General features: G+C 43.8%; 12 protein-coding genes and 1 rRNA gene. 12 read left to right on the top strand and 1 reads right to left on the bottom strand.

The features are described from left to right. Window positions 1-96, top strand: a 5S ribosomal RNA gene (gene rrf, locus DXB63_RS12170); the annotation flags it as partial. Window positions 97-157: 61 nt separating this feature from the next. On the opposite strand, the gene DXB63_RS17810 is transcribed toward rrf, so the two are convergent. Beyond that, window positions 158-394: a hypothetical protein gene (locus DXB63_RS17810; protein ID WP_122348240.1), complete on the bottom strand. Its 237-nt coding sequence runs from the start codon at window positions 392-394 to the stop codon at window positions 158-160. A 578-nt stretch (window positions 395-972) separates the two neighbouring features. Here DXB63_RS17810 and DXB63_RS12160 point away from each other — a divergent pair. The 11 genes from DXB63_RS12160 to DXB63_RS12110 all read left to right on the top strand — a co-directional run bounded on the left by DXB63_RS12160 (window position 973) and on the right by DXB63_RS12110 (window position 13,939). Beyond that, entirely contained in the window at window positions 973-1,563 is a 591-nt protein-coding gene (locus DXB63_RS12160) for a hypothetical protein (protein WP_122126697.1), read from the top strand. A gap of 9 nt (window positions 1,564-1,572) precedes the next feature. Next, the gene (locus DXB63_RS12155) at window positions 1,573-2,409 is read left to right on the top strand and encodes a DUF2764 domain-containing protein (protein ID WP_122126689.1); all 837 of its coding nucleotides are present in this window, start codon (window positions 1,573-1,575) and stop codon (window positions 2,407-2,409) included. 15 nt (window positions 2,410-2,424) lie between these two features. After that, window positions 2,425-4,182: a V-type ATP synthase subunit A gene (locus tag DXB63_RS12150; RefSeq protein WP_122126688.1), complete on the top strand. Its 1,758-nt coding sequence runs from the start codon at window positions 2,425-2,427 to the stop codon at window positions 4,180-4,182. A gap of 11 nt (window positions 4,183-4,193) precedes the next feature. After that, a complete protein-coding gene (locus DXB63_RS12145) occupies window positions 4,194-5,519 on the top strand; it encodes a V-type ATP synthase subunit B (RefSeq protein ID WP_122126687.1) in 1,326 nt (441 codons plus the stop codon). A gap of 93 nt (window positions 5,520-5,612) precedes the next feature. After that, window positions 5,613-6,218 carry a V-type ATP synthase subunit D gene (locus DXB63_RS12140; RefSeq protein WP_122126686.1) on the top strand — a complete coding sequence of 202 codons (606 nt, stop codon included), beginning with the start codon at window positions 5,613-5,615 and terminating at the stop codon, window positions 6,216-6,218. Then, the gene (locus DXB63_RS12135) at window positions 6,215-8,020 is read left to right on the top strand and encodes a V-type ATP synthase subunit I (RefSeq protein WP_122126685.1); all 1,806 of its coding nucleotides are present in this window, start codon (window positions 6,215-6,217) and stop codon (window positions 8,018-8,020) included. The genes DXB63_RS12140 and DXB63_RS12135 overlap by 4 nt, the downstream gene beginning before the upstream one ends. Window positions 8,021-8,187: 167 nt before the next feature. Continuing rightward, window positions 8,188-8,652, top strand: a complete 465-nt coding sequence (locus tag DXB63_RS12130) for a V-type ATP synthase subunit K (protein ID WP_122126684.1) — start codon at window positions 8,188-8,190, stop codon at window positions 8,650-8,652. 374 nt (window positions 8,653-9,026) lie between these two features. Then, on the top strand, window positions 9,027-10,784 hold the full coding sequence (locus tag DXB63_RS12125; RefSeq protein WP_158563677.1) for a helix-turn-helix transcriptional regulator: 1,758 nt from the start codon (window positions 9,027-9,029) through the stop codon (window positions 10,782-10,784). 112 nt (window positions 10,785-10,896) lie between these two features. Further along, complete coding sequence (locus DXB63_RS12120; protein ID WP_122126682.1) at window positions 10,897-13,026, top strand: carbohydrate binding domain-containing protein; 2,130 nt, start codon at window positions 10,897-10,899, stop codon at window positions 13,024-13,026. Window positions 13,027-13,263: 237 nt separating this feature from the next. Continuing rightward, on the top strand, window positions 13,264-13,503 hold the full coding sequence (locus DXB63_RS12115; RefSeq protein ID WP_122126696.1) for a hypothetical protein: 240 nt from the start codon (window positions 13,264-13,266) through the stop codon (window positions 13,501-13,503). Window positions 13,504-13,507: 4 nt separating this feature from the next. Further along, the gene (locus tag DXB63_RS12110) at window positions 13,508-13,939 is read left to right on the top strand and encodes a hypothetical protein (RefSeq protein WP_122126681.1); all 432 of its coding nucleotides are present in this window, start codon (window positions 13,508-13,510) and stop codon (window positions 13,937-13,939) included. Window positions 13,940-13,946: the final 7 nt, after the last annotated feature.

Genomic DNA, 13,946 nt, shown 5'->3' with positions numbered 1-13,946 from the left:
ACCGGGGTTCCACCTCTTCCCATTCCGAACAGAGAAGTTAAGCCCGGTCACGCCGATGGTACTGCGTAACAGTGGGAGAGTAGGTAGCTGCCGTTTTATTAGAGAGTCCTTTTCGAGTGATCGGAAGGGACTCTTTTTTTTGTTATGTACCGTTCCCTCACCCTTCCTCCTTCGCCCTTCCCCCCGTGTTCCCTTCACTATGATAATAGATATACCGGCTATGCTGATTATACCGGAAATAGATGTTTACCGTGGAGTTTACTGTTTCGGGGTGTACCGCTACTTCCTGTATTGCTTGTTCTCTTCCATCGTGTTGTCCCGGAATGATTGTGCTGTATTGTTTCCTGCCGGAAATAGCCTTCGGACTTCTCCTTTCTTTCGGAAAAAATATCATTTGCTTATATATTAGGTATATACTCTTGTTTATCCTTTTCTGCCGAATTATTCCTTCTTCCCTTGTTACTGTTATCTTGGTTTCCTTTTATTCTTCCAAGATCGCTTTTTTTGTTTTGACTCCTTATCCAGTTCTGTTGTTCAACATACGGTCGATTGTTTGTAAACTCCTATCGTTTGCAGACAATCGACCGTATGTTTGTCTGCAAATGTCTTTATGTCTTTTTCAAACAACCTGATGATACGGAAGTGGACAAGCTGAAGGATGAAACTTATAGGTAATCTATGCTTACCCCCCAACGATTATCGGATGAGTCAAATCATTCAAAAAAGATGTCATTTGCTTATATATATAGGTATATACAGTCAAAATGATAAGAAAGTGTCTCTTATCTGATAGTCCTACATCCATTTTGCTACTAAGTTGATATATTTTTTCTTTTTTATTCTATTTTATTAAATTGATTTTTGTACATTTGGGCGAATTAACGGGAGGTTGTGAACAACGCTGTTTTGCCCGTTATTCTGATCTTTGCATCCAGAACAAATAAATATAAACCTTTTAAAATATCCGTGGATATGGAAAACAAAATTCAAGAGCTGACTGATAAGATTTATCATGAAGGTGTGGAAAAAGGAAACGAAGAAGCACAGAAGCTTATTCAAAAGGCTCAAGAAGACGCTAAACAAATCGTTGAAAATGCTAAGAAAGAAGCAGATTCAATCGTTGCCGCTGCTCAGAAATCTGCAAACGAGCTGGCGGAAAATACTAAATCAGAATTGAAGTTGTTTGCAGGGCAATCGGTTAATGCATTGAAATCGGAAATCGCTTCTTTGCTCTCTAATGAAATCATCACGAAATCAGTGAAAGATTTTACAGGCGATAAGGATTTTCTGAACAGTTTCATCGTTGCGCTTGCATCTAAATGGTCTGAAAACGAACCGATCGTTATTTCGACCGCCGATGCCGAATCTTTGAAGAAGTTCTTCGCTGCCAAAGCAAAAGACTTGTTGGATAAAGGTGTGAAGATAGAGCAAGTGAACGGGATGAAGACTTTATTCTCTGTTTCTCCTGCCGATGGTTCGTACAAAGTCAACTTCGGTGAGGAAGAGTTTGAAAACTATTTCAAGGCATTCTTGCGTCCTCAATTAGTAGAAATGCTCTTTTAATCTTCCATTATGAGTACATACTATTGCTTAGTAGCCGGTTTGCCCGATCTGACGCTGGAAGATGGTAAGCTGAGCTATACGGTAACTAACTTTAAAACCGAAATTTATCCGGAACTGTCTGAGGAAGACCGAAAACTGATGGATTTGTTTTATCTGCAATTTGATAATGCGAATCTTTTGAAGCTTCTCAAAGATAAGGATGCCGCCATCGATTCGAGAGGAAACTTCTCCGCGGACGAATTGAATGCGATCATTACTTCGGTAAAGGACGGGGATGCTTGGGACAAGACTTATCCTTCGTATCTGTTTGACTTCATTTCCGCTTATCTTCAATCTTCCGGTGATGAAACTTTCCTGCCGGAAAATATGCTGGCTGCTTATTATTATGACTATGCGATGAACTGTGACAATCAGTTTGTCTCTTCATGGTTTGAGTTCAATCTGAATGTGAACAACTTGCTTTCGGCTCTTACCGCACGCAAGTATAAGATAGAGGTAGCCCCCAATATTGTAGGTAATACGGAAGTGAGTGAAGCTATCCGTACGTCTAACGCCCGTGATTTCGGAATCTCCGGTACTTTGGAATATTTCGAACAATTATTGCGTATCAGCGAGACGGACGAACTGGTGGATAGAGAACGCAAGATCGACCTCTTGAAATGGAATTGGATGGAGGATGCCGTGTTCTTCAATTATTTCACGGTGGAACGTATATTCGTCTTTCTGCTCCGGCTGGAGATGATTGAGCGTTGGATATCTTTGGATAAGGAAAAGGGAAGTGAGTTGTTCCGTAAGATGATAGATTCTTTGAAGAACGAAGTGCAAATTCCCGCAGAATTCAGGTAATAAATAAAATAATATATGGCAACAAAAGGAACTGTTAGTGGCGTTATTGCCAACATGGTAACCCTCATCGTTGACGGACCTGTATCTCAAAATGAGATATGTTATATCTTTACAGGTGGCGACAAGCTGATGGCGGAGGTTATTAAGGTGGTAGGTATCAATGTATATGTTCAGGTGTTTGAAAGTACACGTGGACTGAAGGTAGGTGCCGAAGCTGAATTTACAGGACACATGCTTGAGGTGACTTTAGGCCCGGGTATGCTGTCACGCAATTATGACGGTCTGCAAAACGACTTGGATAAGATGAATGGTGTTTTCCTGAAACGCGGCGAATATACTTACCCGCTCGACAAGGAAAAAAAATGGCATTTCTTACCCTTGGCTAAGGCAGGGGATAAAGTAAAGGCTTCTGCATGGTTGGGAGAGGTGGATGAAAACTTCCAGCCGTTGAAGATTATGGTGCCTTTCACGTTGGAAGGAGAATATACCGTGAAGTCTGTAGCTGCCGAAGGCGACTATAAGATTGAAGATACCATCGCCGTGATTACGGATAAGGATGGCAACGATATAAATGTAAATATGATTCAGAGATGGCCTGTTAAGAAGGCGATGACGAATTATAAGGAGAAACCGAGACCATTCAAATTGCTGGAAACGGGTGTTCGTGTAATCGACACCGTGAACCCGATTGTGGAAGGTGGTACGGGATTCATCCCCGGCCCGTTCGGTACGGGTAAGACGGTGCTTCAGCATGCTATCTCCAAACAGGCGGAAGCCGATATCGTGATTATCGCTGCCTGCGGTGAACGTGCGAACGAGGTGGTGGAAATCTTTACCGAATTCCCGGAATTGGTAGACCCGCATACGGGACGTAAATTGATGGAGCGTACCATCATCATCGCCAACACTTCAAACATGCCGGTAGCTGCCCGTGAGGCATCCGTATATACCGCCATGACCATTGCCGAGTATTATCGCTCGATGGGATTGAAGGTGTTGCTGATGGCGGACTCTACTTCACGTTGGGCACAGGCGTTGCGTGAGATGTCCAACCGTATGGAAGAGCTCCCTGGCCCTGATGCGTTCCCGATGGATTTGTCTTCCATCATCTCCAACTTCTACGGACGTGCAGGGTATGTGAAGCTCGATAATGACGAGACCGGTTCCATCACTTTCATCGGAACTGTATCTCCGGCGGGTGGTAACCTGAAAGAGCCTGTAACGGAAAATACGAAGAAAGTGGCCCGTTGCTTCTATGCTTTGGAACAGGAACGTGCCGACCGTAAACGTTATCCGGCTGTAAACCCGATCGATTCTTATTCAAAATATATCGAATATCCTGAATTTGAGGAATATATCGAGAAACGTATCAACGGCGACTGGTTGAATAAAGTAAATGAAATCAAGACCCGTTTGCTTCGTGGTAAGGAAATTGCCGAACAGATTAATATCTTGGGTGACGACGGTGTGCCTGTGGAATATCACGTGACCTTCTGGAAATCGGAACTGATCGACTTCGTGATTCTGCAACAGGATGCATTCGACGATATCGATGCCGTAACTCCGATGGAGCGTCAGGAAGAAATCCTGAATATGGTAATCGATATTTGTCACACGGAGTTTGCTTTCGATAACTTCGTAGAGGTAATGGACTACTTCAAGAAGATGATAAATGTGTGCAAGCAGATGAACTATTCAGAATTTAAGTCTGAAAAGTATGAGCAATACAAGAAGGAATTGAATTCGTTAATTGCCGAAAAGAAAGTCGGATAAAAGAAAAGAATATGGCAACAAAAGCATTTCAAAAGATATATACTAAAATAAATCAGATTACCAAAGCTACGTGTGCTTTGAAAGCTACGGGAGTAGGGTATGACGAATTGGCCATGGTCGACGGAAAGTTGGCACAGGTCGTAAAGATTGCAGGAGACGAAGTTACCTTGCAGGTATTTGAGGGTACGGAAGGTATCCCTACGAATGCCGAAGTGGTATTCTTGGGTAAGGCTCCTACATTGAAGGTAAGTGACCAGCTTGCCGGAAGATTTTTCAACGCTTTCGGTGACCCGATTGACGGCGGACCGGAAATCGAGGGTACGGAAGTGGAAATCGGCGGACCGTCTGTGAATCCAGTACGTCGTAAACAACCGTCGGAGCTGATTGCAACAGGTATCGCGGGTATCGACTTGAATAATACATTGGTATCGGGACAGAAGATTCCGTTCTTCGCAGACCCCGACCAACCGTTCAACCAAGTAATGGCAAACGTGGCTTTGCGTGCGGAGACTGATAAAATTATTCTGGGCGCGATGGGTATGACGAATGACGACTACCTCTATTTCAAGAATGTGTTCTCCAACGCGGGAGCTTTGGATAGAATCGTCAGCTTCGTAAATACAACGGAGAACCCGCCGGTAGAACGTCTGTTGATTCCGGACATGGCACTGACCGCTGCCGAATATTTTGCAGTGGGCAAGAACGAGAAAGTATTGGTATTGCTGACCGATATGACCTCATACGCCGATGCCTTGGCTATCGTGTCCAACCGTATGGACCAGATTCCTTCAAAAGACTCCATGCCGGGTTCGTTATACTCCGATTTGGCGAAGATTTACGAAAAGGCGGTACAGTTCCCCGAAGGTGGTTCTATCACGATTATCGCTGTAACCACACTTTCCGGAGGCGATATCACACACGCTGTGCCGGATAATACAGGTTATATCACCGAAGGTCAGTTGTTCCTGCGCCGTGACAGTGATATCGGTAAAGTAATCGTAGACCCGTTCCGCTCATTGTCTCGTTTGAAACAGTTGGTTAGCGGTAAGAAGACACGTAAAGACCACCCGCAGGTGATGAATGCCGCCGTGCGTCTGTATGCCGATGCCGCCAATGCGAAGACGAAGATGGAGAATGGTTTCGACCTTACCAACTATGACGAACGTACGTTGGCATTTGCGAAAGACTATGCAGGTCAGTTGCTGGCGATAGACGTCAACCTCAATACGACAGAGATGTTGGATGTGGCTTGGGGCTTGTTCGGCAAGTATTTCCGTCCGGAAGAAGTTAATATTAAGAAGGAACTTGTTGACCAGTATTGGCCGAACGAGAAATAATTAATAATTAAGATTGCGTGGAAAAGCAGTAAAGCGCACATTACACGCATAATTGTTAATTCTTTAATTATTAATTATTAATTTCGAAAGAAAATGGCTATAAAGTTTCAATATAATAAAACCTCGCTCCAACAGCTCGAAAAGCAGCTCAAGGTTCGTGTGCGTACGCTCCCTATCATCAAGAACAAGGAGAGTGCACTGCGCATGGAAGTGAAGAAGTGCAAGGAAGAAGCTGTGGTGCTGGAGGAGAGGCTGGAGAAACAAATCCAAGCCTATGAAGCCATGTTCGCACTTTGGAATGAATTTGACACTTCATTGATAAAAGTGAATGACGTTCATTTGGGAGTCAGGAAGATTGCCGGCGTACGGGTTCCGTTGCTGGAGAATGTAGACTTCGAGATCCGTCCGTTTAGCTTGTTCAACAGCCCGAAGTGGTATTCGGACGGGATACATATCCTGAAGAATCTGGCACAGACAGCTATCGAACGGGAGTTTACACTCGCTAAACTGAACTTGCTGGAACATGCGCGTAAGAAAACTACTCAGAAAGTAAACCTTTTTGAGAAGGTACAGATACCGGGCTATCAAGACGCTCTGCGTAAGATAAAACGGTTTATGGAGGACGAGGAAAACCTTTCCAAGTCGTCACAAAAGATTTTGAAATCCATACAGGAGAAAAGGAAGGAGGCAGAGGCATGATTACAAAAATGAAGAAGTTTACTTTCCTTGTATATTATAAGGATTACGAAACGTTCTTGCAGAACATTCGCGACTTGGGCGTAGTCCATGTAGCGGAGAAGATGCAGGGAACACCCGATAATGCCGATTTGCAGGAAAGCATTAAGCTGTCTACCCGCATTACCGCCACTCAGAAGTTCCTCCAGACGCTCAATGCGGAGGTTACGGAACAGAAGGGAGACGCTACGCGCGGTATGAAAGCACTCGAAGAAGTGGAGGAGTTGCAGAATGAAAAGGCACGCCTTACACAGCAGTTACAGGCTTACACCAAGGAGAGGACATCTCTTGAAGTGTGGGGAGACTTTGAGCCGGAAAGCGTGACGCGCTTGCAGGATGCAGGCTATCAGATCAACTTCTATATCTGCACCGAAAGTGCGTTTCAGGAGGAGTGGATCAACGAATACCATGCTACGGAAATCAACCGTGTAGGCTCGAAAATCTACTTCATCACCGTCACCAAGCCGGGCGAACTGCCTGAATTGGAAGTGGAATCCGCCAAACTGTCCGCTTATTCGCTCAGCAGTCTGGATGCCTTGTGCAAGCAGACGGAGGAAGCGATAGCCGAAGTGGACAAGAAAATTGTGAAAGTGGCTCAAGAGAATATGTTGTCATTGCAGGAGGCATTGAAAGAAACACACTCCGGCATTGAGTTCTCGAAAGTGATTCTGAATACGGAGAAAGCAGTGGACGACAAGTTGATGTTGCTTCAGGGATGGGCTCCCGCTACAAAAGAGCAGGAGATTGTGGACTATCTGGAGACGCAGGACGTTTACTTTGAAGTAGCCAGCCCTACGCCGGAAGATAACGTGCCTATTCTGTTGAACAACAAAGGGTTCTTCCGTCTGTTCGAACCGATAATGAAGCTCTACATGCTTCCGAAGTATAATGAACTGGACTTGACTCCGTTCTTCGCTCCGTTCTTTATGGTATTCTTCGGCTTATGTTTGGGCGATTCCGGCTACGGATTGTTCATGGTACTGGCGGTAACTATCTACCGGATGGTGGCAAAGAACATCAGTGCATCCATGAAACCGATCTTGACGCTGGTGCAGATATTGGGTATTTCTACCTTCTTCTGCGGTATGCTGACAGGAACATTCTTCGGCTTCAACCTTTACGGAAACGACATACCTTTCTTCAATAAGATGAGAGACCTGTTGTTCCTTGATAATCAGTGGATGTTTAACTTGTCATTGATACTCGGAGCCGTGCAGATTATCTTCGGTATGATACTGAAAGCCGTTAATCAGGCAATACAGTTCGGCTTTAAATACTCCATCGCCACCATCGGGTGGATACTCTTATTGGTGAGCACGGCATTTGCCTTTGCAGTGCCGGCAGTGATGCCGATGGGAGGAACCGCGCATCTGGTGATACTGGGTATAGCCGCCGTGATGATCTTCCTGTTCAACAGTCCGGGAAAGAACATCTTCCTGAACATCGGTTTGGGACTGTGGGATTCCTATAATATGGCTACCGGTCTGTTGGGAGATATTCTGTCTTACGTACGTCTGTTCGCACTCGGTCTGTCGGGAGGTATCCTTGCCAGCGTGTTCAACAGCCTTGCCGTAGGTATGAGCCCCGACAACGCCATTGCAGGTCCTATTGTCATGGTATTGATCTTCCTTATCGGACACTCCATCAATATGTTTATGAACGTGTTGGGGGCAATGGTTCACCCGATGCGTCTTACCTTCGTAGAGTTCTTCAAGAACTCCGGCTATGAAGGAGGCGGGAAGGAGTATAAACCGTTTAGAAATTGAGAGTTGAGAATTGAGAGTTGAGAGTTAGGAATTACGAATTAGGAATTAAGAGTTAAGAATTAAGAGTTTAAGAACTAATAATTAACAATTAAGAATTGAGAGTTAATAATAAACAAGTAACTATTTAAGAATTAATCATTAGAAACAAACAAATAAAATAACAAATTATGGAAATGAATTTATTGATTGCCTATATCGGCATCGCAGTTATGGTGGGTTTATCAGGTATCGGAAGTGCTTACGGTGTTACTATCGCAGGTAACGCAGCTATCGGAGCATTAAAAAAGAATGACAGCGCATTTGGTAACTTCCTTGTATTGACAGCCCTTCCGGGTACACAGGGACTTTACGGTTTTGCCGGTTATTTCATGTTCCAGAGTATTTTCAACGTATTGACTCCTGCCATCACAGGCATTCAGGCTGCTGCCGTACTGGGCGCAGGTATCGCTTTGGGTATCGTGGCATTGTTCTCCGCTATCCGTCAGGGACAGGTTTGTGCAAACGGTATCGCCGCTATCGGTCAGGGTCACAACGTATTCGGTAACACTTTGATTCTTGCCGTATTCCCGGAACTTTATGCGATCGTTGCTTTGGCTGCAACTTTCTTGATGGGTTCTGCTTTGGCTGCATAGTACATCGAAGACAATTTCATATTTAGTGAACGTGCGTTCGTTTGGTTTCCAAACGTTCGCACGTTCTTTTTTTGTATCACTCCGGCAGGCATCGGGAAACGGACAAGGGAGAAGCGTCAGTTTCATATTTTGTGAAACTTTAGTTCCATATATTATGAAACAAGAGTTCCATATATTGTGAAACTAATTGAACGTGCAGATGAATTTTATCTTGATAGGGTAGCAGGGGGATTGTTTTATAAGACGTCTTGCCTTTCTTTGTCTGATGATATTTTTCTTTTCTTTCTTGTAGATTCGGAATTTTCTTGATATATTGCCCTAGTAATTAATAGGGAAATATATTCCCCCCTTATTCTAAATTTATGTACTCTGATATGAGAAGAACTATTGATAAGCTACGAATACTAACCGTTCTTTTGCTCGTCTTGGGAATAAATTATAGGTTTATCCCTTTAATCGGGGCGGAATCGGTCGATTATGGAAAACTGTCTGATATGCCTACCGACAGTCTGTTTATTCTATCGGAGAGCTATAAAAACAGGAACCAGTTGGATAGCGCCATCGGGTGCTATATCCTTTTGGCCGGAAGATATGACAACCAGATGCCTCTGGCTGAGAAATATTTATGTGCCAAAGCCTGTAAGGAGGCGGGAGTGGCGTATTATAGCAAGAATAACTATATGAAAGCGTTGGATTTCCTGATGCTGGGGATTCAGCATTGTGAAGAGAATAATTTCATGGAACTGCTTCCGGCACTTTACAATAATATCGGATGTGTATATTCATCTCTCAACGATTTTAAAATCAGCATCAGCTCTTTTGAGAAAGGATTGGTTTTGAGCAGGGAACTCAATGACCGGAAAAATGAAAAGATTCTTCTGACGAACCTGGCGTGCCATTGCAGTAATCAGAATATAAAGGATAAGTCGGAGCTTTATAACCGAGAGCTGGTGGAAGAATTCGGTGGGGAGGATTCTACCGTTATCTTTTATTCTCATCTGAATAAAGGGTGGCTGTACTACAACGACAGTTGTTACGCGGAAGCCGTCACTTGTTTGAACCGCGCTCTCGATTATGCCCGTGCAGCCCACTTGGCACCCGGTCATCAGTCGGTTATTTATGAGACACTGGGAGTTTTGTATATGGAACAGCCCGGTAAGCGGGATTCCGCTTATCATTATTTGTTGACCAATTACCGGTTTGCCTCGGAAAACAACCTGTTGCCCAATCTGCGGAATACCTTGAAACAACTGGTTGAGTGTTACGAAGAGGATGGAGAAAAGCAGAAGGCGATGGCCTATAAGTTGCAATATTGGGAATTGTCGGACAGTTTGCTCGATACGAATCATTTCAGCGAAGCAAAAAGCGCGCACTTTCTCTATGAGATGGAACAGAACTACGAGAAAATCAAGCGGCTGAATATAGAAAAGGAGGAGAAAGAGGAGCAAATACGCACGTTTCGCATCCAGTTGATCTGTGTCTTGTTCGGACTATTGTTGTTCTCTGTGCTGACGACCATTACCATCCGGCAAAAGCGGAAATTGCATAAAGCGTACGTCGATCTGTTTGAAAGAAATGCCATCATTCTACGAGCCGAACAGGAAAGCAGGAAAAAGCATCTGGAACAGACCAAAGAGTTGGAACAGGCTCAAAGTCTCATTCGGCAGCTGAAAGACAATCAGGAACAAACCGATGCCGATGCGGGCGAACAGGACGGTGAAAAGGAAACTGGTAAGGGTGGCTCTTCCAGTGTAATTAGCGATGAGCAGCGTAAGCAGATTCTAGCCTGGCTGGAGGTGGTCATGGAGAATACCGATGAAGTGTTTAACTGTAACTTCTCCATTTCGCGTCTTGCCGAGCTTACCGGGACTAATTCTCACTACCTGTCGCAAATCATAAATGAAACTTATAATAAGAACTTCCGCACTTTCATCAATGAATACCGGATACGGGAAGCGCAAATACGATTGATGAATACCAAGAAATACGGCAACTACACGATTAAGGCCATTGCCGAGAGTGTGGGCTATAAATCCCAAAGCAGTTTTATCATGTTATTTAAAAAAGCGACCGGTATCAATCCGTCCATTTACCAACAGTTGGCTATACAACAGCAGCAGAAAACTAATTAATTGATACCAAACGGCTTACTTCCGTTACAAATTCATGAAATCAAAAAGGTAGCGGTTGCATGATAAAGAAAAGAACTCTAGATTTGCTGTTGTAATCCAAAAAAAGAATCTTATGAAGAGAAAAGTTTACTTTATGTTGGCAACCATGTTACTATGTACAATTACAGGCATGGCGCAATCAGTTACTTCCGGGAGCAGACTCAACGTTGAAAATCTATTTCCTGTCGATGCACAAAAGAAGGGTGGTATATCCCGTGCCGTTGAGCAGGCGGGAGAGTCGGCAGCTGTCTATATCCAGTCGTTTGAAGAAGGTTGCGATTGGGTGATAATAGATGCCGCCAATAAAATGACCTTGGGCAAAGTAAGCGGAAAGCGTCCTATCGACGGTGAATACAATTTGGTTTCGGCATACGATCAGAAGGCCTCACGCAATGGATGGGCGATTTCTACGGCTGTAAGTTTGGAACAAGGAAAGAGCTATAACATCAGTTTATGGTGTTATGCCCCCGGCTTCGACGGCATATTGGAGGAAATAGAAATAACCGCCGGTAAAGAGCGTACGGCAGAAGCGCAAACCACTGTATTGATGGACTATACCGGAGATAAAGCTCAGGAAATGGCGGATTGGACAAAAGTACAGACCTCCTTCACTCCCGAAGAAAGTGGAGACTATTACTTCGCGATTCATCATTGTACAACTGCCAAGTATGTGAATGTAACCGGGTTCGACCGTTTTTATGTCGGTACGGAACCGGATACTTATGTGCAGGAAGTGCCCGTTCCGCGTCCTACTCCGGAGGGTGAGCAACTGAACTATATGACCTACTTTGACGATGTTTATTACGGATATACCGAAAAGGGAGGCAAAGTGGTATATGGTGAGAAAGACAGTGTGTTTATCCAAGGCATTGCGGCGCAACTTCCCAGGGCATGGGTGTATGGCATCAAGAAAGGCAACAGTATTGAAATCCCGTGCGGACAGTATCTGGGGGTGTATACCTCATTGTCGCAAAGTATAGATGTCTATTTGTTTGCAGGGACGGATTATGTGCCCAATGAAAAATATCCCAGAGAATTCGGATATACTCCGTCGGACAACCTGACATTGATTGTAGAAGGAGATAATTTGAAGACAGAGGATGGCATTGTCGTTGTGCAGGCAAGCTCCAAAAAGGGTACGCCGTTTAGCGGAGCGCTCAATTTTGAAATGCGTCCGTTCAATGAAAAAGCCGTCTCTCCTTCTGCATCTGCGGAGAAGAAGTTGTATTCCATCAGCTATATCTCAAGTAAGAATTATGAAAAAGAGGTTTCTTATATGACCAATGTCGCCTTTTCCGGAGATACCGTTTTCATTCAGAAAGCGTCCTACTATATGCAATACATGAATGATTCGTGGATATATGGTATTTCAAACGGCAAGACCATTACATTCCCATCCGGACAATATATCGGGGATTACATCGGTGACGGTCCGTTTCCTACCTATCTGCATGGTGCTACGGTGACGGGGCAGGATGAAGAAGGCGACAATACATACGAACTGAAAGATGATTATGTGTTGAACATCGATGGCGATACGTTCAGCTCTCCGGATTATTACGTGATGCATCTGGGCGGAATCATCAGTGAAGCCTGCCATGACCTGACGTTAACGGAATTTGACCTGAAACCGGCTATCCCGTCGGCTATAAACGATATTTCATATCAGAGTGTACCCGGCAAGAATTTTGCAGTCCGGTACGTTGCCGAAGATGAAGACGGAAACCGTATCCTACAAGACAGCATGTATATCAGAGTCTATTTTGATGACCAGCTATATACATTTAAGCCATTGGCAGACGGTGGACATTATAAAAACCTGACGAAAGAGATGATAGAGATTCCGGTCGGCTTTAATGACAGTTATGACCTCTTTGGCTCGCTTTCTCAAAGCAGGTTCCAATTCTATGTATACGAAGAGTTCGAGAAACTTTCCGTAGAGATGGTTTACCGTATAGGTGATACTGTTGGCACATCGGCGCGTGCCGTGTGGACGGAAAGCGACGGATTTAAAGGTACGGAAGGGCAGGGAAGTCTGATAACAACCGGTATCACACGTCCTAACATTGATAAGAAAATTGTACGTACCGATACTTACAACATATACGGCCAACCTGTACGGGCGGATGAAAAAGGAATCGTTATCCAAGTAGATACTTTCAATGACGGAAGTACAAATACCCGTAAGGCTTTGAACTTGTAGGGAAACGGAGCGGCTTGTAAATTCTTTCTTTTGGCGCGGATTCATACAGTCCGCGCCAAAATTGTATTAGATAGTATGGTTTGGGATGGCTTTGTGCTCCACTTCTCTTTTGATTACTTCTTTTTCCTCTATTTGATTTTATCACAAAACAATCCGGATCATGATTCATTTTGGCATAACTACCTCATTATCTTTGCATCGTTAATAGTAACAAATAACTTTATAAACAAAAGCATTATGCCTACAATGATTAATCGGGAGAAAGAGATGATACGTATCTCTCCCAAGGATAGTAAGAAACTGGAGTTCTCTACTAATCAAGGTCGTACATGGATAATACGGTATCCGGGAAGTTCTAATACTGGGGTTTTCTCAGATCTCATGGATGGTGGAAAGGAATTGATGGGAACTACCGACAAAGGTCTGTTTTTCTCAATGAATGAGGGACGTACTTGGATTATTCGTAAACGAAACTAATATTATGGAAAGTCGTTTTATTATGAATCCGGCAGAAGAAATTATCAGAGAAGTCGAACTTTGGTTCGGTTTCTTTGATGGTGATCCCATACGGTTGGATATAGATGAGTTTCATCACCTAATCAGTGGAACAAGGAATGTTATTTTTGTGGAGGGATATGGTGATGGCATTAACAGAGTTGGAAATGCATTTGATACCGCTCTTGTAGAAGCTATGCGAATTGCTCCTAATTTTGATATTATGTCGGCAGAAAGATTCTTATTTCAAATTTGTGACAGTGTGGGTAATCCTATGAAAATGGATGAGATGATATCAGTGCAAACATTCCTTAATCAACTTGATTTCAATGCGGATGTAGCTTGGGGATTGAGCCATCGTGAGAGTGGAGAAGGCGTTCTTATCAAAATTGCCGCGACCAATCTTTCAAGGAAATAATAAAAAC

Origin of the sequence: Bacteroides sp. OM05-12 (assembly GCF_003438995.1) — a bacterium.
Classification (GTDB): Bacteria; Bacteroidota; Bacteroidia; order Bacteroidales; family Bacteroidaceae; genus Bacteroides.
Note: the sequence above shows the minus strand (reverse complement) of the source record. Positions and strands in the feature narration are given on the sequence as shown.